Here is a 24,252-nt window from a genome sequence, read left to right on the forward strand (position 1 = left end):
ATTACGTTGTGGTGTGGCACGCATTTGACGCAGACCGTCAACCAATGCGGAGCATTGGGACGAGAGTGAGCCAGGTAATCATCGTGGAATGACAACGGACGCCAACACGTCATCCGATCCGTAAAACGCTTTTACACACAGTTACATTTGAACCTCCACGGCTGTTGTACGACGTCTTATCTTGTCTGCTGGCGACCGACGTCTCAATACAATAACAATGGAGATAAAACGCATGTCTGGCACCCCTACGCTTGAAGAAAAGGCTGCACAAGCAGCCGAACCGCGTCTCAAAAAGCTCGCCAAGCTGCTGGGCCCCGGCATTATTGCCGTGCTGTCCTGGCTGGGCGCAGGCGACCTTATTACTTCGTCGGTGGCAGGTGCCAGTTACGGCTACGCCATGATGTGGGTGCTGGCGATATCGCTGCTGCTCAGGTTTCTGATCGTCAATATCATTGCCCGTTTCCAGCTCTGTAATAACCAGGGCATGACCATTCTGCAGGGCTACGCGCAGTTGCATCCGTTCTTCGCCTGGTTCTTGCTCGGCTACGCGCTGTTGATGGGGCATCTGATCAACGCGTACATGATCAAAGGCGCCGGCGAAGCACTGGCGATGCTGCTGCACATCAATCAGCCGCTGCTTTGCTCGGTCACGGTGGTGCTCGCCGTGTGGCTGCTGGTCGGTCGCAATATCTACACGATGATCGAAGGCGTCATGAAAGTGCTGCTGGCAATCATGACGCTGGCGTTTCTGACCCTGGCGATCATGTCCGGTCCTGATGTCACCGGCATCATCAAGGGCACGATTGGTTTCAGCATTCCGCCCGATGAAGGTGTGCATGGCGCACTGTTGGTGGCCGTGTCGGTGATCGGTGCGGTGGCCGGCTCCATTGCCAACTTCGTCCACCCCTACGTCATGCGCGAAAAAGGCTGGACGGGGCCGCAACACAAACGCATACAGCGCAACGACCTGCTGTTCGCCGTGATCATCGGCATTATCATCAATCTGGCCATCTGGGTGGTTGGCGTTGAAATCCTGCGGCCCAACGGCATTCAGGTGAACACCCTGGCCGATCTGGGCAAGGCGCTGGAGATATTCTTCGGTCCATTGGGCTGGTACATCTTTTTCATCGGGGTATTTGCCACGCTGTTTGCCAGTATTTCCGGCAAGACCACCGCCTTCCCGATGCTGATCACCGACGCCTTCCAGCACATCCGCCCCAAGCGCCGCGAACGTTACGGCAAGGTCTTCCACAACGACCCGATGCACAAGTGGTTCATGCTGTTCATCCTGGTCACTCCGCTGATCTGGTCACTGCCCGGCATGCCCGACTTCGTGACCCTGACCCTCGGCGTCAACGCGCTGAACATCATCGGCTTGCCGATCATCTCGCTCGGACTGCTGATCATGTCCAATCAGAAGTCGCTGCTGAGCAAGGAATACCGCAACAACTGGTTCGAGAACATCGCCCTGACCTTTGCGACCGGGCTGGCGTTGTGGGTGGCGTTTCAATTGGGTACTGAGTTACTGGCCTGATTTGCGCTGGATAAACTGTCCGCGAATCCATTCCCGCCCATGGGGATGGACTCGGTTTCGTTGATCGAATTTCTTCAGAACCCCGAACTGTGCCCTCACGCGTCAGACAGCCTGGTGATCGATACAAACTGTCACATCCCGCCGAGCAACAAACAGAAATAATTCTCAACGGAGATGTTATATCGTATCTATAACTATCAGGAAGTCTCACATGTCGTCTCGTAAAATCGCGTCTCTGGCAGGCTTGGCAATCGGGGTTTGGGGTAGCAATGGCTATGCGGCAGAACCGCCGCAGACTATCGAACTGGGAAGCGTCAACGTCACCTCCGACTATCAGTACGAGACCGCCACCAGCCCGGTTCAGGGCTATCGGGCCACCCGCTCGGCCACCGCTACCAAAACCGATAGCGCTATCAGGGACATCCCGCAGTCGATCAGCGTGGTGCCTGCTTCGGTGCTCAAGGATCTGGGCAGCAACAGTGTCGAGCGTGCGCTGGACTTTGCCGGTGGCGTGTCCAAGCAGAACAATTTCGGCGGCCTGACCCTTTACGAGTACAGCATCCGCGGCTTCACCACTTCCGAGTTTTACAAGGACGGTTTCAGTGCCAACCGCGGCTACCCGACCACACCGGACGCCGCAAACATCGAGCGTATCGAAGTGCTCAAAGGCCCGGCCGCCAGCCTCTATGGGCGTGGCGACCCAGGCGGCACGGTCAATATCGTGACCAAAAAACCCCAGCGCGAAGCGTTCACTACTCTGCAAACCAGTGCGGGCAGTTGGGACCGCTACCGCACCGCGCTGGACGTCAACACGCCGCTGGATGACCAGGGCAACCTGCTCTCGCGGGTCAATCTGGCCGTCGAAGACAACAACAGTTTTCGCGATCACGTAGAGAGCAAACGGGTTTTCGTCGCGCCGTCCTTCAGTTGGCAACTGAACCCCGATACCAGCCTGCTGGTGGAAACCGAATTCGTCCGGCACACCTCCACCTTCGACCGTGGCGTGGTCGCGCCCAACAACAAATGGAGCGGCGTGTCGCGCTCGACCTTTCTGGGCGAACCGGACGACGACATCGATAATGACAACAACATGGTCCAGTTCGCACTCGACCATCAGTTCAATGACGTGTGGTCGCTGCGCCTGGCCAGCCATTACAAGCAAGGCGAGATGTCAGGCTTTGCCAGCGAGTCGCGCCCGCTGAATGCGGATGGGCGCACCGTCAATCGTCGTTACCGGGAACGCGACAACAACTGGCATGACAGCATCACCCAGCTGGAATTGCGCGGACGTTTCGAGGGCCTGGGCGTCGAGCATGAAGTGCTGATCGGCACCGAATACGAAAACTACCGCAAGAACGAACGGGTCACGACCATCGCCGGCAGCCCTTACGCCATCGACATCTACAACCCGGTGTACGGCCAGCCGAAACCCAATGGCGCACGCTCCGGCACTGACTTCTACGAGCACATCGAAAGCCGTGCGCTGAACCTGCAGGACCAGATTGTCTTTACCGACAAACTGCGCGGCATGGTCGGCGCGCGTATCGAGCACTTCGATCAACAGGTGGACGATTTCACCACCAACGCCACCTCCGGCCAGCGTCACGATGCGTTCACCCAGCGCGCCGGACTGCTTTACCAGCTCACGCCGCAGGTGGGCCTGTTCGCCAACGCGTCCACCTCGTTCAAACCCAACAACGGCCTGGACGCAGCCGGCAAGACATTCGACCCGGAAGAAGGCGTCGGTTACGAAGTCGGGATCAAGAGCGAACTGTTCGACGACCGCCTGAGCACCACCCTCGCCGCGTTCCATATCGAAAAGGAAAACGTGCTGGCCCTGGACCCGGGCACCGACACCAACCGCGCCGTGGGCAAGGCCCGCAGCCAGGGTTTCGACCTGCAATTGACCGGGCAAGTCACCGACGCGGTGCGGATCATCGGGGCGTTCGCCTACATCGATGCCGAAGTGACCAAGGGCGACCGCACCATCCCGTCAGGCAGCCGCATCCTCGGCGTTGCCAAACACAGCGGCAGCCTGCTGAGCGTCTATGAGTTTCAGGAAGGCGTACTGCGTGGCTCGGACGTAGGCGCTGCGTACACCTACGTCGGCGACCGCTCCGGCCAGTCCGGCACAGACTTCGAACTGCCGGCTTACCAGACCGTGGACCTGCTGGCACACTACAAGGCCAGCGACAACGTCACCGTTGGCCTGAACCTGAACAATATCTTCGACGAAAAATACTACGAGCGCTCCTACAGCAACTACTGGGTCGCACCCGGCGAACCACGCAACTTCACGGTCAGCCTGACACTGAGCCTTTGACGCCGATAACCAACGATTCACAACAATAAGGATGCACCATGCTTTCAACAAAACCTTTTCTGGCCCTGAGTCTGCTCGGCGCACTCTTTGCCACGCAGGTCAGCGCCCACGGTCTTTGGACAGAACAGCGTCGCGGCAACATCGAAGTGGTCTACGGTCATGGCGCGGAAGACAACGCCTTCAAGGCACAGAAAGTCAGCGGCGCGTGGGCGTATGACCTTCAGGGCAAGATGATTCCAGTGACGGTGCAGCGCCTCGACGATCACGCGCGTCTGGTGCCACTCAAGCCGCCTGCCGTAATGTCCGTGGCACTGGACAACGGCATGTGGACACGCAACACCGAGAAAAAGTGGATCAATGAAGGCCGCAGCAAAGTGCCAAACGGCACCGACTCGATTCACACATTCAAGTACAGCGTGGCGATCTACGAGGAAGGCGCGCACCTGCCATCGTTCGAGAAACTGAACTTTGTCATCGTGCCCCAGGCTGATCCATTGAAAGTCGGCGTGGGCAAACCCTTACCGGTGCGCGTGCTGATCGACGGCAAACCCGCCGCCGGCATCAAGCTGATCGGCGACTACCGCAGCGCGCCGGACGTCGTCAGCGCCGAAACCGACGCTCAGGGCCTGGCCAGCGTCATCGTGCGCAACGAAGGGCTGAACATCATCGCTGCCGAAGTCACGCAACCGGTCAAAGACAACGTCGATATCGCCGAGCGCGGCCTGTTTACGTCACTGACGTTTATCGGTGAGGCGCATCACGACTGACGTCGTTAAACGCTGCATCTCAATATGATGAGTGTTGAGATGCAGTGCGAAGATAGCCCACTGCACTCAAACAGCGCCAAGACAGCACAGTACTGACTAGCGACTCAACTGATGAAGAATAGTCAGATGAACTTCAAGGTCCAGCTTCACCAGATTCTGTAGCGTTATAGAGCCCCCTAGAACCAGAGCCGGTTGAAACCCGTACATCTCATCCTCATTCAAACGCCCGAGCTTTTGTACCGCGCGCTCAAACAACGGGATGCCGTCATGATCCTCCATATCAAAATCTTCCCGATCAGACATGGCAAAGAATGACTGGATAGCCAGATCAGGGTCATCGCATCGAATCTCGGCTTCATCCGCCAATGAAACTATATAGTCGCCCGGGCAAGACACGATGATTTTTCTGCCGTACTTTTCACCCCAGGCATACAGATCACCGAACGCACTTCGTGCAATGACATGATAATTATCAATACCGGAAAATTTTGTACCGGAAAGCCACATATCGAGTAGGTGCTTATATTCATCCGGATTTACTGTCCAGAACAAACCATCCGCATAACCACACCAGCCTTCGCTGCGCCAGTAATCAAGCAACACATCCGGCAAGACACCTTTGTATTTGTCGATGACCGACTCTGATGCAGGACAAACCTTTACGGGTTCGCCCATTGCTTCAACGAATATATCAAAACTTTCGTCTCTCACGGCGTAGTTGCTCCCCTTAACACATTAAGCCTTACATTTAATTTCGCGCCACCATTACCGTCAAGCATAGCACTCTCAACAGCGTCATCCAAGGCTTTCAGCCGACTAGACCAACTTCCCCCAATAGAAGAGTTTACACTTGAACTCCCCATCCTAACGGGATCTGGACTTAACCAGCCCCCGGCTACCATATCTGGCTCGTGAAGTGCTGCGACAGTTGATTTTATTTCCTTCGCCCGCGCTTTAGCCTGGATTATAGCCTCCCTGACATCAACACCTTTTTTCACAAGAGATTTTTGGATTTTCTCCGCAACCTCTCTCTCCATCTGCTTGCCCATTCTACGCTGCATAGCGTCAGCAGCAGGGTTCCTACCAAGGCTCTTGTAGGAGTCTCTTGCTGACTTAAACTCTTCAGCTGTCATGTTATTTATTGCATCTTGTTGCGCTCTCAACTGAGCGCTATAAGTTTTTAAATACTTCTGCCTCTCAACCAGAGACATTTCTTTGAGGCGTGGATTGTCGTATGGATTGAAATCTTTTATTTCTAACTCTTCAAGTCTTTCGAGACGCTTAGCTTTAGGCTGCGACCTTGGCGTTTCAGCCCCCCTCATCGGTCTGCTTAAAGTTAAATTTAGGTGGATCTACAGGTTGAAATTCCGGATGAGCCAAAAGCTTTTTTTCGTTTTTTGCCAACCAATCTGCCAGCCTACGATTCGAAATATCGCTTTGAAGTTTTGCACTACGCGCTGCGAGATTATCTACACTTACCATAAGACCAGACTTAATCTGCCCTCGTGTCAAGTAGGTCACTATTGCGGTTAACAATAACGTCACAACCTGCTCTTGCCCCCGGGCTAAAAGCCTAGAAGCTGACTCAATAGCATATTCCCTGCGAGCCATAGAGCCGCCGGTAGGATCCACCCCTGCGAATTTTTCTTGCTCTGCACTATCCCCCCTCCCACTACCAAGCCAGGTACAGCGCCAACCCCTAAAAAAAAACCTCCCGCCACACCACCTACTATTGAGCCGATAGCCACGCTACCACCCAGTATTAAAGCCACCTCTCTCGAAATTTGTACCAACACATCGACAATTTGTTCAATATCAAGATCGGCCCAACGCCGTCTCAGACGTCCTAAAACTATTGGATATGAATTATTAAGCGCCTCTTTGACAGAATCAATACGCCCCCATCCAAATAACCATAAGTCCTATCAAAACCAGAGCTGATACGCCTTGTAAAGCCATGCCATTCCGGCTCAGCCTGAGCCCAGGACCGGTTAAAAGCCTGATTCAGATCATCAAATTTATCAGCGAGATTTCTTTCTATCTCATCCCAGCGCGGAACATCTTTTAATATCATCATATGCGCAACACATCCATTACCAAACTGAGGACTCACATTCCATGGTCGAATACCGTTCGCACGTCACGGATACCCTTAATGCAATTTAAAGCAAAGAGATCGCTATAGAAAGCTAGCCTCCGCTCAAAAATGTGAGCGCATCGATATTTTAGATACATCTGTGTATATTTCCCCCAACGAAGGGCTCCCAATGCCAAAGTGGTCGCCACATTGCGCCACGAAAATCTGTGCACACCGCATTCTCTAACGGCAACCCACCACGGCTGTCAGGCTGTTTGGTGATTACCAGAGTGAACCGGAAGTAGTCAGCTCCGAAACTGACACCCAAGGCTTGGCCAGCGTGATGCGCTACAAAGGGCTGAGCGCCATCGTCTAAGCTAGTCCAGACCCGACCGGCAACCTCAAATCCCCGGCTTGCGAGCACAAGCGTCACGCATGACGTCGCCGATATAGATGCCGTGGACTGGGTGCGCTCCTCGTCCGGGCGTTGTTGCAGAGTATCAATATCGACCTCATCCGCTGTCGCCACGCCCAGGGTGATGATGCGTGGCAGGCAGGCAAGCACGATGTAGCCCAGGCCTTAGGGGTTGTCAGGCGTTTGTAAGATACATTCCGCACGTAAGCATTCGACTGCCATTCCGGCCTTGGCAAGAATGCTGTGCAGGTTAAAAGCAATGTGCAGATCCGCACCTTCGTTCGCGATCAGCTGCAGCCAACCCTACGCTTTTCTGTGCAGGGTAAAGGCATCGATGCTGGCCGGTGCGAGCGTGGTGTCGTGTTCGTGAAAACCATCACGCCTTCTGGGCGAAGATGCTTTGCCAATGCCGTGACTGCGGCATCAACCTGATACATGAGGACACGCATTCCGTCGGTAATACCTGCATCGGTGGAAGTCGTGTCTGGTACTGGTCATGCCACGGGCTCCAAAGATTTGCTGAGTCTGAGGCAGATCGCCCCGCTAAGCACAATGCGTACTCGTGCCGTGGCTTGACGAGACAGCCTGATCACGCTCAGCCCGACGATTAAGCAGACCCATATTCCCTTCGATAAACAAAGTTTCCAGAAACCTCTGGACGCTGCATTTCCTTTCGCCTATAAAACAGCCTTCAAGAATATTAAATTCCTGTAGAGAATTTTATTCGATGGAGACGAACCTCCGTAGCTGACCTTTTTCGCCTTTGTAATGAGCTGCCGCCACCCTCCAGAGGACACGCCATGCAACACGAGAAGAACCATTTCATCCTGAAGATCAGCTGCCCGGCGACTTCCGGCATTGTCGCGGCGGTGACTTCCTACCTGGCTGGCAACAGCTGCTACATCGGTGAAATGGCCCAGTTCGACGACGAGTTCAGCGGCACCTTTTTCATGCGTGCGGTGTTTCGCTTCAACGATGGTCACGACGGCGATATCCAGCAGTTGAAGGCCGGCTTCGATGCGGTGGCCAAGGACTTCGCCATGCAGTGGGAGCTGCATGACACGCGTCGGCCAATGCGTGTGCTGTTGATGGTCAGCAAGTTCGATCACTGCCTGACTGACCTGCTGTATCGCCACCACAAGGGCGAGATGGACATGACCATCACCGCCATCGTGTCCAACCACCTGGACCTGCGACCGATGGCCGAGCGTGAGGGCATTCGCTTTATTTACCTGCCCGTGAGCAAGGACACCAAGGCCGCGCAGGAAGCTGCGCTGATGAAAGTAGTCGATGAAACCGGCACCGAACTGGTGGTGCTGGCGCGTTACATGCAGATTCTCTCCGACGACCTGTGCAGGCAACTGGCAGGCCGGGCGATCAACATCCATCACTCGTTTCTGCCGGGTTTCAAGGGGGCCAAGCCGTATCACCAGGCTTACGAGCGTGGCGTGAAGCTGATTGGCGCGACCGCGCATTACGTCACCAGCGATCTGGACGAAGGCCCGATCATCGAGCAGGAAGTGCAGCGTGTCGATCACGTTTACCTGCCGGACGATCTGGTCGCCGCAGGCCGCAACAACGAAACCATCGCGCTTTCCAGAGCGGTGAAATATCACCTTGAGCATCGGGTGTTTCTCAACACGGACCGAACGGTGATCTTTCGATGAGCGCGCGCATCATCGACGGCAAGGCCGCAGCCGCTCGCGTGCTGGAACAGGTCAGAGACGACGTGCACACCTTGAAAGCCGAAGGCATCGAACCGGCCCTGGCGGTCATCCTTGTTGGTAACGACCCCGCCAGCGAGGTGTATGTGCGCAACAAGATAGTGCGCGCCGAAGAAGCCGGCATTCGCTCGCTGGAGCACTGTCTGCCGGCCGACTGCAGTGAAGCGCGTCTGTTGGCGTTGATCGCCGAACTCAATAATGCCCGCTCGGTGAACGGCATTCTGCTGCAACTGCCGCTGCCGGCCCATATAGATGAAGCCCGAGCGTTGCAGGCCATTGCGGCAGCCAAGGATGTCGACGGGTTTCACAGTGAAAACGTCGGCGGCCTCAGTCAAGGGCGCAACGTACTGACGCCCTGCACGCCCAGCGGCTGCATGCACTTGCTCAAAGAGACCTGCGGTGACCTGACCGGCAAGCATGCAGTGGTCGTCGGCCGTTCCAATATCGTTGGTAAACCGATGGCCGCCCTGCTGCTGCAAGCCCACTGTTCGGTGACCGTGGTGCATTCGCGCAGCACTGACGCCAAGGCCCTGTGCCAACTGGCGGACATCGTCGTTGCGGCGGTTGGCCGGCCGCGCATGATCGATGCTGGCTGGTTGAAACCCGGCGCGGTAGTGATCGATGTCGGCATCAACCGTATCGACGATCAGGGCCGCAGCCGCCTGGTAGGCGACGTCGATTTCGACAGCGCCCTCGGAGTCGCCTCTGCCATTACCCCAGTGCCCGGCGGCGTCGGCCCGATGACCATCGCTTTTCTGATGAAAAACACAGTGACCGCTGCCAGACAGCAAGCCCACGCGCAACGCAGCCAATCGGAGGCCGTATGCCTTTCAATCTACTGAAATACGGGCTCAGCCCAGAATACCCGGTCGAGGTGGATCTGCCGGCACCCAAGGAACTCAAGTCTTCCTACGACGTGGTGATCATCGGCGGCGGCGGTCATGGGTTGGCCACGGCGTACTACCTGTCGAAATACCACGGCATCACCAATATCGCGGTGCTGGAAAAAGGCTACCTTGGCGGCGGCAACACCGCGCGCAATACCGCCGTGATTCGCTCCAACTACCTGACCAGCGAGGGCGTGAAGTTCTATGCCGAGTCAGTGAAGATGTTTCAGGGTCTGTCCAACGAATTCGACTTCAACATCATGTACTCCGAGCGCGGCCAACTGACCCTGGCGCACACCGACGCCACGGTGCGTTCGTTCCGCCAGCGCGCCGAGGTCAACAAGCATTTCGGCGGCCGTACCGAGATGATCGACCGCCAGCAGATCCGCGAGCTGGTGCCGAGCCTCAATCTGGACCCGGGCCATTTGCCGGTACTGGCAGGCTTGTGGCACATCGACGGTGGCACCGCGCGGCACGATGCGGTCGCCTGGGGCTACGCCAAGCAGGCCGCCAAGCGTGGCGTGGAGATTCATCAACTGACCGAAGTGCAGGAACTCGTCATCGAGAATGGCACCATTACGGCGGTGAAAACCAATCGCGGCACACTCCAGTGCGGTTGTGCGGTGCAGGCGGTCGCGGGCATGAGCTCGCAGATGATGAAAAAGGCCGGTATTCGCTCGCCGATCCAGACCTTCCCGCTGCAAGCGATGGTCACTCAGCCTTTCAAGCCCTTTCTCGACCCGTTGGTGAGCTCGTCCGCCCTGCACTGCTACGTGCAGCAGACCAGCCGTGGCGAGGTGGTGTTCGGTGGCGGCTCGGACCCGTATCCGCTGTTCAACAGCCGCTCGACGCTGGACCTCAAGGAAAGCCTGCTGGCGCATGCCATCGAGATGTTTCCGTTTCTGGCCAACGCCAAATTGATGCGCCAATGGGCCGGGATCACCGACATGACTCCCGATTACAGCCCGATCATGGGCCTGTCGCCGGTCAAGAATTACTACCTGGACGCAGGCTGGGGCACCTGGGGGTTCAAGGCCACGCCGATCTGCGGCAAGACCATGGCCGAACTGGTGGCCAGCGGCGGCAAAGTGCCGGAGCTGATCAAGCCGTTCGGTCTGGAACGTTTCTCGACCTTTCAGCAAGTCAACGAAATGGGCGCAACAGCGGCCAGCCACTGACGGAGAGCGACACATGAAAATCATGACCTGCCCGCTCAACGGGCCGCGCAACATCAGCGAGTTCACCTACGGCGGCGAATTCAAACCCATGCCGGACCCGCAGACCTGCAGCGATGCCGAATGGGCCGATTACGTGTTCAACAGTGAAGACACTCTGGGCGTGGTGCGTGAATGGTGGATGCACAATCCGTCCAGCTACTGGTTTCTGGCCGAGCGCCATACCGGCAGCGACGAGATCATTCGCACCTTCGACCCAAGGGAGATCTTCACCACTCGCATCGACTTCGCCCCCGCCCCTTCCAAGGAGATAGCAGGATGAACACCCCCGCCCGCCTGCCCGCGCCCATGGGCCTGCTGATCGATCGCAACCAGCCGCTCACGTTCAGTTTCGACGGTAGAACCTACCAGGGCCTGCAAGGCGACAGCATTGCCAGCGCCCTGTTGGCCAACGGTCGTTTTCTGCTTTCGCGCTCGTTCAAATACCACCGCCCGCGTGGCCCGCTGACCATGGCCGGACAGGACGCCAACAGCCTGATCCAGTTGCCTCACGAGCCCAACGTGCTGGCCGATACCTTCGCGCTGCACGAAGGCCTGCAGGCCACCGGACAGAACTTCAACGGCTCGCTGGACAACGACAAGGATGCGTACCTGGGCAAGTTTTCCAAATTCATGCCGATGGGCTTCTACTACCGGTCCTTCTACAAGCCCAAAGGCATGTGGAAAATCTGGGAGCCGATCATTCGCAAAAAGGCCGGTCTGGGCGTGCTGGACCTGAATTTCCAGCCTGAGTATTACGACAAGGCCTATCTGTTCACTGACCTGGCGGTGATCGGCGCAGGGCCTGCCGGGTTGCAGGCAGCACTGACTGCCGCCAACGCCGGAGCCAAGGTGTTGCTGATCGAGCAGCAGCCCATTCTCGGCGGCTCGCTGACCTACGCGCGCTTCGATATCGACGGCCAGCGTGCCGAACAGCTGCGCCGCGAACTGGTCGCTGCGGTAGAAGCACACGACAATATTCAAGTGCTCAAACAGGCCACGTGCAACGCCTGGTTCACCGACAATTACCTGCCGGTGATTCAAGGCAAGCGCATGTATAAAGTGCGCGCCACGCAATGCCTGGTGTGCAGCGGCTCCCTCGATCAGCCGGTGATTTTTCGTAACAACGATTTGCCCGGCGTGATGCTGACCAGTGCCGTGCAGCGCCTGATGAAGCTCTACGCAGTCAAGCCGGGCAAGCGCGCTGTGGTGCTGACCGGCAATGATGACGGCTACCTCGCTGCACTGGATTTGCACGATCAGGGCGTGGAAGTGGTCGCCGTTGCCGACATGCGCACCAACCCCTCGGATCGAGAATTGCAGCTCGCCCTGGAGAAGCGCGGCGTCGCCTGCCACATGAGCACCACAGTCTACGAAGCGCTGCACGAAAAAGGCATGCGCCATGTCAGCGGTGCCGAACTGCGCAAGATCACCGGTCAAGGCCAGGTGGCCAATCATGGTTTGAGTGTCGAATGCGACCTGCTGTGCATGTCGGGTGGCTACATGCCGGTCTATCAGTTGCTATGTCAGGCGGGCGGCAAGCTTGCCTATGACGATCAACAGGCCGAGTTCACTCTCAGCGGCCTGCCGCAGAACCTGGGCATTGCAGGCTCGGTCAATGGCTATCACATGCTGGATAACGTGCTGGCAGATGCTGCAAATGCCGCTGACGACGTTATTTCCGCACTCAGTCTGGAAACGACTGGTGACCACGCTCCATTGCACAGTGAAGCAAAGGTCAATTTCAGCTGGCCGATCTTCCCGCACCCCAAGGGCAAGGATTTCGTCGATTTCGATGAAGACCTGCAAGTGCGCGACATCGTCAACGCCACGCGTATCGGCTACCGCGACATCCAGTTGGTCAAACGCTACTCCACGGTCGGCATGGGCCCGTCGCAAGGCCGCCACTCGGCGCTGCCGACCGCGCGCCTGGTGGCGGCTTCAACCCAGCGCAGCATCAGCGAAACCGGCGTGACCACGGCGCGTCCGCCCTTCGAGGCCGAGAAGCTGGCGCACGTGGCAGGTCGCGCGTTTGACCCGTACCGGCAGACGCCCATGCATCAAAGGCATGTGCAGGCAGGCGCAAAAATGATGCCCGCCGGCATCTGGCAGCGTCCGGCGTTTTACGGCAAGCCGTCGCAACGTGACGCCTGCATGCAGCAGGAAGCCCTGCACGTGCGCAACAAGGTAGGGATAATTGACGTATCGACCCTCGGTGGCCTGGACATACGCGGCCCGGACGCCGCCGAGCTGCTCAACCGCATGTACACCTTCGCCTTCCTCAAGCAGCCGATCGGGCGTTCGCGCTATGCATTGATGACCAACGAACAAGGCGTGGTGATCGATGACGGCGTGTGTGCACGGTTTGCCGAACAGCATTTCTACGTCACCGCCACCACCAGCGGCGTGGATCGCATCTACCAGCAGATGCTCAAGTGGAACGCGCAGTGGCGCCTGAACGTAGACATCACCAACGTCACGGCGGCCATTGCGGCGGTCAACGTGGCAGGCCCGGATTCGCGCAAGGTGCTGGCGCAGGTGTGCAGCGATCTTGACCTGTCCGCCGAGGGTTTTCCCTATCTGGGCGTGCGCCAAGGTACGGTTGCGGGCATCAAGGCACGGTTGCTGCGGGTCGGCTTCGTCGGCGAACTCGGTTACGATATCCACGTTCCGGCGCGTCACGCCCTCAAGCTGTGGGATGCGCTGAGCGAAGCGGGCAAGGCGTTCGACATGCGTCCGTTCGGCGTCGAGACCCAGCGTCTGTTACGCCTGGAAAAAGGCCATGTGATCATCAGTCAGGACACCGATGGCATGACGCACCCCGGCGAGATCGACATGGGCTGGGCGGTCAGTCGAACCAAGCCGTTTTTCGTCGGCCGTCGCGCGGTGGACATCCTCGAAGCCCTGCCGCAAAAGCGCAAACTGATCGGTTTCACCCTGCCCAAAGCCAGCCCGCTGCCGCTTGAGGGCCATCTGGTGCTCAAGGGCGCAGACATCAGCGGCAATGTCACCTCCTGCGAGTACTCGCAAACCCTCGGCATGATTATCGGCATGGCCTACGCCGCGTTCGATCAGAGCACGCCCGGCCAGCAGATTCCGATCCGCGTCGAAGACGGCGTGGTGGTTCAGGCTACCGTCGTGAAACTGCCCTTCTTCGACCCTGAAAACCAGCGCCAGGAGCTCTGAACCATGACCAGCCTTACCACAGACCGCCCTGTCGAGCTTGATGCCCGCTCGCTGTGCACACTGGAAGACCTGACCGACCTGCCGCGTGTGGGGTTTCGTGGCACGCAAACGGCCGACTACCTGACCGCACGCGGTTTCAGCCTGCCCGAGACGCCCAATCGCGCCGTCACCCAGCCCGACGGCAGCCACGTCGCTCGTCTGTCGCAGACTGAGTACCTGCTATTGGGCAGTCGGCTCGATCAAGGGCAGCGTATCGCCGATGAAGAAGCCCGCTGGGAACTGGACCACAGCGCCCATTACCTGCTGCCCCGTGAAGACAGCCACGCCTGGCTACAACTGAGTGGCGCATGCGTTGCGCAGGTGATGGCCAAAGTGTGCGGCGTGGACCTGCGCCCGCAGGCTTTCGGCCCAGGCTCAGTGGCGCAGACCTCGGCAGCGCGGATCAACGTGATCGTCATCAACGTCGGTGCACAGACCGAGCCCTGCCTGCAGATCCTCTTTGATCGCGCCTCGCTGGCGTATTTCAAGGATGCGATGCTGGATGCTATGGCCGAGTTCGGCGGCCGCTGTCTGTAAGGATCGACTTACCCTGTCAGGGCGTGCGGCACGTCCCTGACCCAGAAACGACAAACATGCCCGTTACCGCCATCCTGCTTAAAGAAACCTGGTAACAAGCCGTTGCATTCTCGGTAGACCATAAGACAAAGCTCTGGGTGAAGCCCCGGCGCGACAGACTGCAGCCATGCAGCGCCCGACACTTGCGGCAGTAATGGACACTCCGGAGCTCAAATGAATATCAAACAGAAATTGACGTGGGCGTTCGCAGTGATTGCGTGTTTGCCCATCGTGGTCGTGGCTGCAATCGTGATTGTGAACCTGCGCGACAAGGCGACCAGCGATTTTGTCGACAGCAGCGGACGGGAAATTCGTCAGGTCGATAACGCCATGCAGCTGTTCTTCGACGGCATCACGCAGAACGTCAACTACATTGCAGCGCACCCGCTGATCGCCGGTGCGGGCGATGATTTTCGTAACTACATGGGCACCGCCGCTACCGCGCAGTCAGAAAACGACAAACAGGCTACCGAGCTGTTCGCGAGCATTGCCAAGGCCCATCCGGCCTACTCTTATGTCTCTTACGGTCTGATCAATGGCAGCTACATCATGACGCCGGAAGACCCGAAAATGAGCAACTACGACCCGCGTGTGCGGCCGTGGTACAAGACCGCAATGGCCAATGCAGGCAAGACCGTGCGCAGTGACGCCTATTACTGGGCCAATGACGATGCAGTGCTGGTCAGCACTATCCGGGCTATCCCCAACAAGCTCGGTAACCCCGGTGGCGTGGTCAATATCGACGTGTCACTCAAGCAACTGACCAACATCGTCAAGCAGATCAAGCTGGGTGAAAGTGGCTACCTGATGCTGATGGAAAAGAACGGCACAGTGCTGGTAGACCCCAAACAGCCAGAGCATAACTTCAAGAAGCTGGGTGAACTGGGCGACGGTTTCGCCGAACTGGCAAAAACCGGCAGTGGTCTGGTCGAGTTGACGCTCAATGGCGAGCGTTACATGGCCAACGTCTACCCGTCCGAGCAACTGGGCTGGAACTTCATCGGCCTGATCAAGCAGGACGAAGTGATGGCCTCGGCCACCCGCCTGACCTGGCTGATCGGCATCATCGCTGCCGTGCTGGCGCTGGTTTTCGCGATTGTCGGGGCAAGTTTTGCCAGTGTCATCGTGCGTCCGATCCACAGTGTTTCCACTGGCCTTGAAGGCATTGCCGGAGGCGAAGGCGACCTGACCCAGAACCTCGCTGTGCGCGGCACCGACGAAACCGCGCAACTGGCGGGCTGGTTCAACAAGTTCCTCACTGCGATTCGCAGCCTGATCCAGCATATTGGTCAGGCCGCCGGGAAAATTCTCGAGGCCTCGCACAGCTCAACCCGCGTCTCCAACGACATGGCCGAAGCCGCCGGGCGTCAGCGCGAGGCAGTGGACATGGTATCGACCGCCTTCCATGAGATGGTCGCCACCTCCAACGAAGTCGCCCGCTCCTGCAGCCAGGCCGCCGATTCCGCCGACAGCGGTCAGCAACAGGCCCGCGAAGGCCAGCGGCAGATTGATGATGCGGTGCGCAGCGTTGATCAGTTGAGCGAAGAACTGGCCCGTTCAGCCAAGGACATGACCCAGCTGGAAAAAGACAGCACGGGCATTCAGTCGATTTTGAATACCATCCGCTCCATCGCCGAACAGACCAATCTGCTGGCCCTCAACGCAGCCATTGAAGCGGCGCGCGCGGGTGAACAGGGTCGCGGCTTTGCCGTGGTGGCCGACGAAGTTCGCGCGCTGGCCAAACGCACCGCCGACTCGACTGCCGAGATCGACAGCCTGCTGGGCAACCTGGCCAGACGTACCGCTTCTGTGGCGCAACAGATGCACTCCAGCCTTGAAGTGTCGCAACAATCAGTAACCAGGATCGGGCAGGCACGCAGCAGTTTCGGGCAGATTCGTGAGTCGGTGGATGTGATTCGCGACATGAACACCCAGATCGCAACGGCTGCTGAAGAACAGCATCAGGTGGCCGAGGACATCAACCGCCACATCAGCCAGATTCATGGCGATGCACAGCTGATCGCCGACCTCTCGGACTCGGCCCGCGCCGACTCCAGAAGCCTGGAAACCCTGTCCAGCGAACTCGACGGCCTGGTGCGCAAGTTCAAGACCTGATGCGTAGCGCGGCGATAAAACCAACTATCGTGCGACGCTCCGCGTCGCCATGCCGTTCAGGACGCTCCGCGTCCTCTCCTGAGCAGGCGCAGCATCACACCCTCGCAAACCACTCAGCCAGAAAATCCAGCAGGGTGCGCAGGGTCGCTGACTGGTGATGCCGTGAGGTGTAGATCGCGTGTATCCCCAACGCGCGTGGCTGATAGTCGGGAATCAGCGCGATCAGCTTGCCGCTGGCAATCAACGGCGCTACCGAATGCACCGGCTGCAAGGCAATACCCGCGCCTGCCGCTGCGGCTTCCAGCAATACCACTGAATCGTTGGCGCTGAGGTTGCCGCCCACCGGCACGCTGAGTTGCGTGTGTTGATGGGTGAATTCCCACAGGCTTTTACCGAAGTAGGAATAGGTCAGGCAATTATGAGCGCTCAATTCTTGCGGCCTGGACGGCGCGCCGTGTGCGGCAAGGTACGCCGGCGACGCGCAAACCCGCGAATCGCAATGCCCCAGCGGTCGGGCGATCAGGTTGGGGTCCAGCTGATTGGTGATGCGGATGGCCAGATCGATGCGTTCACTCACCAGGTCCACCGCTTCATTGCCAATCTGCAAGTCCACCGAAGTACCCGGATAGCGCTGTAGGTAGGCGGTGACCGCAGGCGCCAGAACCGCCTGCGCCAGGGACTGGGAGCAGGCAATGCGCACCATGCCGCGCGGTTCGTCGACTTGTGTGTCGGCGGCCAGAGGCACGGCATCGGCCAGTTCCAGCAACTGCTGGCACCGCAGCAAGGTCGCCTGCCCCGGCGCGGTCAGCCCAAGCTTGCGGGTGGTGCGGTGTAACAACCTGGCGCCCGCCCAACCTTCCATCTGCGCCAGGTAGCGAGTGACCATTGCCCTGGACATGTCCAGCGTTTCGGCAGCAGCGATGAGGCTGCCCCGTTCATTGATGGCGATGAACACCCGCGCCGCGGTGATGCGATCCATGATTCGTTCGATTAAAGCAATCAATAGTTGCCAATACTGAGGCTTTTGTTTCATTTAAAGCAACCTAAGATAGAGGCCTCAGTCCTGCCCGCCAAAGGTCGTGCCTCATGTTGCGCAACTCCCTGCTTGCCCTGTCTCTCGCTGCCCTGCCCCTCGCGGCGTTGCTACCGCTCGCCGCCCACGCTGCCGACCCCTTGGCGATCGAGGTCTACAACCCGGCCGAAAAAGCCATCTTCCCGGTGTCCTCCGAACTGGTCACCGGCAAGCATGATGCGGTGCTGATTGATGCGCAGTTTCAGCGCAACGATGCTCAGGCGCTGGTAGCGAAGATCAAGGCCAGCGGCAAAAAGCTCACCACCGTCTACATCAGCCACAGCGACCCAGATTACTACTTCGGTCTGGACGTCATACAAGCGGCTTTCCCCGATGCAAAAATCGTTGCCAGCGCGCCCACTGTCAAAGCGATCAAAGCGTCGATGCAAGGCAAGCTTGCCTACTGGAGCCCGATCCTCAAGGACAATGCTCCGGAAAAACTGGTGCTGCCCGACGTGCTCGAAGGTGATCACCTGACCCTCGAAGGTCAGCCGCTGGAGATCAAAGGTTTGACAGGCCCGGCTCCGGAACGCAGCTACGTATGGATTCCATCGCTCAAGACCGTCGTCGGTGGCGTCGTGGTGTCCAGCGGCATTCACGTCTGGGTAGCCGACACACAGAGCCCCAAGTCGCGTCAGGACTGGCTCGCCACACTCAAGGGCATCGAAGCGCTGAAACCGGCCACCGTGATTCCAGGCCATTACCTCGGGCAGATTCCTCAAGGCACCCAGGCTGTTGCCTTCACCGCCGACTACCTGAAATCCTTTGAACAACAAGCGGCCAAAGCCAAGGACTCCAAGGCCCTGATCGATGCCATGCAGAAAGCCTGGCCACAATTGGCCGAGCCGAGCTCGCTGGAACTGAGTGCCAAGGTCATCAAAGGCGAGATGAAGTGGCCTAACTGATCTGCTGTAAATGGGTGTGGTCACACGCCCACATCCATCGCTATGCTGCGTCCATGAGCCCACCCGTCAAAACCCGTAACCCCTGCCCGCCCGGCGCTTGCGACTGCGAGCGCGAACGGCTGGAGGCAGAGGATGCCGATCTGCGCATACTCAAGCTGACCCGTGACGCGGAAATCACGCTGCTCGAGCGGCTGGGTCGTGTCGAAAGCCTGGAAGATCTGCAGCACATGCAGCGCAGGATTTTCGAGCAACTGGGCGTGCGCATTGAAATCGCATCGGGCTTCAACGAAGTGCGCACCATGCGCGGCATCAGCATTGTCGTCGAGAAAAAGACCGGGCTGTGCCGCAAGACGCGCAAACGGGTCGCAAGCGCAATCCGCAGTGCTCTGGAAGCACGCCCGCAGATCGCCTACCAACTGCTCAACGCCAACGATTTGCTGCGCGACGCGTGACTATCGACTGACTGACGACTGCGGCTATCATGCTGCGCCCATCAGCCAAGGAGTGCCTCCGTGCCCCTCGAAATCCGCCCTGCCACTGCCGCTGACGTCAGTCAGATTCTGGCATTCATCACCGAACTTGCGATCTAAGAGCGCGCCGGGCATGAAGTCAAGGCCAGCGCCGAAGACATTCAAAAGTCCCTGTTTGCCGACAATGCACCTGCCAGCGCGCTGATGTGCCTGTACGACGGCAAGCCTATTGGTTACGCCGTGTATTTCTACAGCTATTCCACCTGGCTGGGGCGTAACGGGGTGTATCTGGAAGACCTGTACATCACCCCCGAGCAGCGCGGCGTCGGTGCCGGCCGCGCCCTGCTTCGACACATTGCTCGCGAAGCCGTGGCCAACGATTGCGGCCGCCTGGAATGGAGCGTGCTGGACTGGAACGAGCCGGCGATCAAGTTTTACGAAGCGATCGGCGCAGAGCCGCAAAGCGAATGGGTGCGCTACCGGATGGAAGGTGCTGGTTTACGAGACTTCGCCGACAGCGGCGATTAAGGGCACATCAGTGAGAAAAAACGCCCGACCTGTAACCAGGCCGGGCGTTTTTCAACAACACGCGCTCAGCAGACCCCAGGCGGTATGCCATCCTTGTTGAAGTCTTTCAGGCGTTCCTTTTCTTCCGGCGTCGAATGCGCTGGTACGTCACTTGCCGGTTCTGGTTTCTTCTCGTCTTTTTTCTCGGTCATGGTCGGATCCTCCGCGTATGTATAGGTTTAAGGCCACACGCGGAGCATTCGGTTCAGACAGATTGCACGGCCGCGCTGCGCTGATTGACGCTGCGCTCCAGTTGCCTGGCCAGCCCTTGCAGGTCGAGCAGGGTCGCGCGCCAGCTGCGTTCCTGGCTGCCGACGCTGACCAGCGAGCGCACCCGGTCGTTGACCGAGATCCCCTTGCCGGTATTGGCCTGCCAGCCCTGATCAAGCATGGCCGGGTCAAACTGATTGAAGGCGTCGATCGCCTCGACCCGGTTGACCGCAAAGCCGAAGCAGGACCGCTCGCCGCGCACGATCAGCACCCGCGACGCGTCGTCCTGAGGCTGTTTGCCTTCGCCCAGCAGGCTGCTCAGGCAGATCAGCGGCACTTGCTCGCCACGCAGATTGAACTGCCCCAGCAGATGGGTCGCCGGTTGCAACAGGCCGATCAGCTGTTGCGGCACGCTCATGATCTCCACAATCTGGCTCAACGGCGCGACAAAGCGGGTCGGCGCGTCGAACAGCAGGCAGGCAGGCATGGCGCAGCATGGCTTTGGTCACGTCATGCGAGGCTTGCGCCGGTTTGACGTCATGCTGGTAAACCTGGGTGTAGCTTTTGACTTCCGGTCGCTGCAACAGCATCGGGTGATCAAGCAGTAACGCCTGCTGGCCTTCCTCAAGGTTCATCACCCCGGCCAGCAGCTCCGGGTGCGGCAGGCCATAACCCGGCGCAGCCAGCAGGCTGTCAGGGTCCTGGCGCTGAATGGCGACCATGCGGTCGTAACCAAAGCCGCACACACGGCCATCCGGCGCGGTCAACAGCAGCAACTGCGGCTTGGACGTCTGGCGTTGATGATCCAGCCCCAGTACTTCGGAAAGGTTCAGCGCAGGTACTTTGGTACCACGTACTGACGTGACGCCAAAACAACAGTCGCTGGCAAAGTCCGACGCGGTGATCTCGGGGCCATCCACCAGTTCGGTCACAACGCTCGCATCGATACAGAAGTTGCGACCGTCACACTCGAACACCAGGTAATGCAGCAGGCGATTCTTGGCTGCCAGCGCCTCTTCCTTGAGAGTCTGCGCGCTTGGATCAGCCGCAAACAGCACGCCCGGCAGACGGCTCAATACACCAAGGTCCAGCTTGTAGATCATCCGCGACTCATCTGCGCTCAACAGCAGCGCTGGCAGCAGCCCGACGCTGGTGCCGCCAGGCCCCAGAGGGCTGAACTGCGAGTCGCGGGCCTTGAGGATGTCGCAGACCGCATCAATCGCCAGGCCAAGATAACCGCCGCCGTATTTGAGAATCGCAACCAGTGGCGTGGCTGAGGTCACGTCGCCCCCCTGCGCCAGTTCACTGCGCAGGTCCACCAACGGCACCGGCTTGCCGCGCAGGGTAAAGACCCCACGCAGCGCGCCACGGGTCAGCGGGTGAGGATGCAGATCCGCAGGCCAGTGCACCGCCTCCATCAGTGCATCGGCCACCACCGCCAGATAAACGCCGTTAATCTGCACGACGCCATAGGCATTCAGGCTGCTCATGCAGGTTGTCCGATGGATACCTTGTCCAGGGTCTGGCTGTAACCGGTCAGGTTGGCTTTATGCAGCTCGGTGATCAATGTTTCGACCTCCTGCGCCGACAAGCGCTGTTTCTCGGTTGCGGTGTTGATGCCGTCGATTGCCTGAGTGGTCTGCATCACGCCGTTCACAATGTGCTCGAACGCCTCGCCGGCACTGCGGGAGATCTCGTTGCCCGACTCGATGCGGCTCACCGTTTCGAGAATCAGCTTGTTGATTTCCTTGGTGGCCCGCGAGGACTTCTCGGCGAGCTTGCGGACTTCATCGGCAACCACCGAAAAGCCCAGACCGTGCTCACCGGCTCTGGCGGCTTCAATGGCCGCGTTGAACGCCAGCATGTTGGTCTGGCTGGCGATCTCGCTGATCACCTGGATGATGTCCTGAATACCCTCGGCCGACTTGGCAATCATGTCCATGGCATCGGACGCCTTGACCAGCGTCTGCGAACCGCTGCTGGCCTGCTCGCGGGTCAGCCTCGCCAGCTCAGTCGCCGTGTCGGTGCTCTGCGCCACGTAGGAGATAGCGTTCATCAACGCCTTTACCGACTCGCCCATGGCGCGGGTCTTGGCTTCAATCGCCTGCTCCATCTCGACCTGGCGGGTGATGTCAGTGGCAAATTTGACGACCTTGAACGGCAGACCATCGTGGTCGAAGATCGGGCTGTAAGTCGCCTGAATCCAGATTTTCTGCCCGTATTTACTGACCCGCATGAAGCGGCCCGAGTGGAACTCGCCCTGCCCCAGCCCGTGCCAGAACTCACGGTATTCGGTGCCGCGCACGTACTCTTCTTCACAGAAGATCCGATGGTGCTGGCCCTTTATTTCCTGCAGGCCGTAACCCAGCGCCTTGAGGAAGTTGGCGTTGGCCGCCAGAATATTACCGGACATGTCGAATTCGATAACCGCCTGAGCGCGATCGATGGCATTGACCTTGCCCTTGTCCTCTACACTGCTCTCCTTCGCTTCGGTCACGTCCAGTGCGAACTTGACGATCTTGTAAGGCTTGCCCTGAGCATCGAAGATCGGGTTATAGGTCGCCTGAATCCAGATCTCCTTGCCGTCCTTGCGTTTGCGCTTGTACTCGTTGGCGTCGTACTCGCCACGACCGAGTTTTTCCCACAGTTCGCGGTACTGCAGGCTGCTGACAAACTCTTCGGAACAGAACATACGGTGATGTTCACCGACAATCTCGTCCAGGTCGTAGCCAAACACCGCCAGAAAATTACGGTTCGCCGTCAGCACTCTGCCGGTCAGGTCAAATTCAATAACGGCCTGGGAGCGTTCGATAGCGGTAACCTTGCCCGCGTACTCGGCCTGACGGGCTCGGATCTCGGTGACGTCGTTGGCAAACTTCACCACTTTATAAGGGCGGCCGTCCGGATCGAAGATCGGGTTGTACGTGGCACTGATCCACAGCTCGCGGCCGTTCTTGCCGACGCGTTTGTACTCGCCGGAGTCATATTCGCCACGTTCCAGCTTGGCCCAGAACGCGCGATAGGCCGGGCTGTTCAGGTAATCGTCGTCGCAGAACATGCGGTGGTGCTGGCCCTGGATTTCATCCAGACGATAACCCAGTACCTTGAGAAAGTTTTCGTTGGCATTGAGCACCCGACCGTTCAGATCGAATTCAATAATGCCCTGGGAGCGATCAATCGCGGCAACCTTGCCCTCGTACTCGGCGTTGGTCTTGCGCTGCTGAGTCACGTCGGTGGCAAACTTCACCACTTTAAACGGGTTGCCCTGTTCGTCAAAAACCGGGTTATAGGTCGCCTGCAACCAGATCTCGCGACCATTTTTGCCAAGACGTTTGTATTGCCCTTCATCAAAAGCACCCTTGCCGAGGGTCTCCCAGAACGATGCGTACTCGACGCTGGAGGCGTATTCCGGGGTGCAGAACATGCGGTGGTGGCGTCCCTGGACTTCCTCCAGCCGATACCCGACGCACTCCAGAAAGTTGGCGTTGGCCCGCAGGATATTGCCTTCGAGATCGAACTCGATCATTGCCTGAGACCGGTCAATGGCTGCCATCAGCGAATGAAGGTCCAGCTGTACGTCGGCTCTGTCCTTGGGGGTGCTTTCTGTGGTCGTCGACATATGAAAATACTCTGCGAGTAAGCATCTATGGAAGTATTGTTATAAAGCACCAGTCTGTGCAGGCCCTCTCAGACACACGCATAGGCGGACTGTGGTACCTGCCGATCAAGCCGGGTAATCGTCTTTCTCAATGCCTTCCATAGCGCGAACTGTCAGGTCATCAGGGCCAGGTACAATTGCCGCAGTCGCCCGGAAAACAGGTGGCGGATTCAGCCTGACGTCATTCAGACTAGCGCCAGAGCCACTGGTTCGCTACTACTAAAGGCGCCGCGTCAAGCCTGCCCGATCACTGGCAGAGCCTGCGCTGTATGCAGCCCGATAAAACGGTAAAAACCACCCACCATTCACGCGTAAAACCAGATGACGAGAAGCACGGCACCGGTCCATCCCAGCGTGAGTAAAAAAGAAAGTCCAGCGAGACGCGGGTCCATGGGGCTCCTGTTCCACAAGGCTCTAGTGTACTGTTTTCGAAAAAATCAGCCACCAACTAACGGAAAATTCAAATCTTATCAATAGCTTAGCTTGCAGGTTATGGGTAACTTATTTCGAAAA

General features: G+C 58.3%; 17 protein-coding genes and 4 pseudogenes. 14 read left to right on the plus strand and 7 right to left on the minus strand.

What is annotated here, in order from left to right:
* Positions 1 to 232 precede the first annotated feature (232 nt).
* The 3 genes from DW49_RS0120815 (at position 233) to DW49_RS0120830 (ending at position 4,624) form a co-directional block, all read left to right on the plus strand.
* Positions 233 to 1,534 carry an Nramp family divalent metal transporter gene (locus DW49_RS0120815; protein WP_005617530.1) on the plus strand — a complete coding sequence of 434 codons (1,302 nt, stop codon included), beginning with the start codon at positions 233 to 235 and terminating at the stop codon, positions 1,532 to 1,534.
* 211 nt (positions 1,535 to 1,745) lie between these two features.
* Positions 1,746 to 3,857, plus strand: a complete 2,112-nt coding sequence (locus DW49_RS0120825; protein ID WP_024420864.1) for a TonB-dependent siderophore receptor — start codon at positions 1,746 to 1,748, stop codon at positions 3,855 to 3,857.
* A 38-nt stretch (positions 3,858 to 3,895) separates the two neighbouring features.
* Entirely contained in the window at positions 3,896 to 4,624 is a 729-nt protein-coding gene (locus DW49_RS0120830; protein ID WP_005617528.1) for a DUF4198 domain-containing protein, read from the plus strand.
* Positions 4,625 to 4,720: 96 nt separating this feature from the next.
* Here DW49_RS0120830 and DW49_RS0120835 read toward each other — a convergent pair whose 3' ends face one another.
* The 3 genes and pseudogenes from DW49_RS0120835 to DW49_RS1000000134520 all read right to left on the minus strand — a co-directional run bounded on the left by DW49_RS0120835 (position 4,721) and on the right by DW49_RS1000000134520 (position 6,519).
* On the minus strand, positions 4,721 to 5,335 hold the full coding sequence (locus tag DW49_RS0120835; protein WP_005617527.1) for a GAD-like domain-containing protein: 615 nt from the start codon (positions 5,333 to 5,335) through the stop codon (positions 4,721 to 4,723).
* Positions 5,332 to 5,946 (minus strand): polymorphic toxin type 15 domain-containing protein, encoded by a 615-nt coding sequence (locus tag DW49_RS1000000133750; protein WP_229687557.1) that lies wholly within the window; start codon positions 5,944 to 5,946, stop codon positions 5,332 to 5,334. The genes DW49_RS0120835 and DW49_RS1000000133750 overlap by 4 nt, the downstream gene beginning before the upstream one ends.
* Positions 5,933 to 6,519, minus strand: a pseudogene (locus DW49_RS1000000134520) (DUF6861 domain-containing protein). Before DW49_RS1000000134520 ends, DW49_RS1000000133750 begins: the two are co-directional and overlap by 14 nt.
* 1,397 nt (positions 6,520 to 7,916) lie before the next feature.
* Between DW49_RS1000000134520 and purU the strand changes: the two are divergent.
* The 8 genes and pseudogenes from purU (at position 7,917) to DW49_RS1000000134345 (ending at position 16,857) form a co-directional block, all read left to right on the plus strand.
* Complete coding sequence (gene purU / locus DW49_RS0120850) at positions 7,917 to 8,783, plus strand: formyltetrahydrofolate deformylase (protein ID WP_005617526.1); 867 nt, start codon at positions 7,917 to 7,919, stop codon at positions 8,781 to 8,783.
* Positions 8,780 to 9,682: a bifunctional methylenetetrahydrofolate dehydrogenase/methenyltetrahydrofolate cyclohydrolase FolD gene (gene folD / locus DW49_RS0120855; protein ID WP_005617524.1), complete on the plus strand. Its 903-nt coding sequence runs from the start codon at positions 8,780 to 8,782 to the stop codon at positions 9,680 to 9,682. Before purU ends, folD begins: the two co-directional genes overlap by 4 nt.
* Entirely contained in the window at positions 9,664 to 10,905 is a 1,242-nt protein-coding gene (locus DW49_RS0120860) for an FAD-dependent oxidoreductase (protein ID WP_005617522.1), read from the plus strand. The genes folD and DW49_RS0120860 overlap by 19 nt, the downstream gene beginning before the upstream one ends.
* A 13-nt stretch (positions 10,906 to 10,918) precedes the next feature.
* Positions 10,919 to 11,224, plus strand: coding sequence for a sarcosine oxidase subunit delta (locus tag DW49_RS0120865; RefSeq protein WP_005617520.1), 306 nt, complete (start codon positions 10,919 to 10,921; stop codon positions 11,222 to 11,224).
* A complete protein-coding gene (locus DW49_RS0120870) occupies positions 11,221 to 14,127 on the plus strand; it encodes a 2Fe-2S iron-sulfur cluster-binding protein (RefSeq protein WP_024421379.1) in 2,907 nt (968 codons plus the stop codon). Before DW49_RS0120865 ends, DW49_RS0120870 begins: the two co-directional genes overlap by 4 nt.
* A gap of 3 nt (positions 14,128 to 14,130) precedes the next feature.
* Entirely contained in the window at positions 14,131 to 14,703 is a 573-nt protein-coding gene (locus tag DW49_RS0120875) for a sarcosine oxidase subunit gamma (RefSeq protein WP_005617516.1), read from the plus strand.
* Positions 14,704 to 15,165: 462 nt separating this feature from the next.
* A pseudogene (locus DW49_RS1000000134340) lies at positions 15,166 to 15,999 on the plus strand (HAMP domain-containing protein); the annotation flags it as partial.
* 129 nt (positions 16,000 to 16,128) lie between these two features.
* A complete protein-coding gene (locus tag DW49_RS1000000134345) occupies positions 16,129 to 16,857 on the plus strand; it encodes a methyl-accepting chemotaxis protein (protein ID WP_370464044.1) in 729 nt (242 codons plus the stop codon).
* 94 nt (positions 16,858 to 16,951) lie between these two features.
* Here DW49_RS1000000134345 and DW49_RS0120885 read toward each other — a convergent pair whose 3' ends face one another.
* Positions 16,952 to 17,836, minus strand: coding sequence for a LysR family transcriptional regulator (locus tag DW49_RS0120885; protein ID WP_024421380.1), 885 nt, complete (start codon positions 17,834 to 17,836; stop codon positions 16,952 to 16,954).
* 107 nt (positions 17,837 to 17,943) lie between these two features.
* On the opposite strand from DW49_RS0120885, the gene DW49_RS0120890 reads away from it, so the two are divergent.
* From DW49_RS0120890 to DW49_RS01000000128670, 3 genes and pseudogenes are all read left to right on the plus strand, one after another.
* On the plus strand, positions 17,944 to 18,834 hold the full coding sequence (locus DW49_RS0120890) for an MBL fold metallo-hydrolase (RefSeq protein ID WP_005617507.1): 891 nt from the start codon (positions 17,944 to 17,946) through the stop codon (positions 18,832 to 18,834).
* A 53-nt stretch (positions 18,835 to 18,887) separates the two neighbouring features.
* Positions 18,888 to 19,286, plus strand: a complete 399-nt coding sequence (locus tag DW49_RS0120895; RefSeq protein ID WP_005617505.1) for a hypothetical protein — start codon at positions 18,888 to 18,890, stop codon at positions 19,284 to 19,286.
* 60 nt (positions 19,287 to 19,346) lie between these two features.
* Positions 19,347 to 19,832, plus strand: a pseudogene (locus DW49_RS01000000128670) (N-acetyltransferase family protein).
* A gap of 65 nt (positions 19,833 to 19,897) precedes the next feature.
* Here DW49_RS01000000128670 and DW49_RS1000000133940 read toward each other — a convergent pair.
* The 3 genes and pseudogenes from DW49_RS1000000133940 to DW49_RS0120915 all read right to left on the minus strand — a co-directional run bounded on the left by DW49_RS1000000133940 (position 19,898) and on the right by DW49_RS0120915 (position 23,700).
* The gene (locus tag DW49_RS1000000133940) at positions 19,898 to 20,023 is read right to left on the minus strand and encodes a hypothetical protein (RefSeq protein ID WP_005617503.1); all 126 of its coding nucleotides are present in this window, start codon (positions 20,021 to 20,023) and stop codon (positions 19,898 to 19,900) included.
* Between the two features lie 53 nt (positions 20,024 to 20,076).
* Positions 20,077 to 21,571, minus strand: a pseudogene (locus DW49_RS01000000128675) (chemotaxis protein CheW).
* Positions 21,568 to 23,700 (minus strand): methyl-accepting chemotaxis protein, encoded by a 2,133-nt coding sequence (locus tag DW49_RS0120915; protein WP_005617500.1) that lies wholly within the window; start codon positions 23,698 to 23,700, stop codon positions 21,568 to 21,570. Before DW49_RS0120915 ends, DW49_RS01000000128675 begins: the two are co-directional and overlap by 4 nt.
* Positions 23,701 to 24,252: the final 552 nt, after the last annotated feature.

This window comes from Pseudomonas avellanae BPIC 631 (assembly GCF_000444135.1).
Taxonomy (GTDB): domain Bacteria; phylum Pseudomonadota; class Gammaproteobacteria; order Pseudomonadales; family Pseudomonadaceae; genus Aquipseudomonas; species Aquipseudomonas avellanae.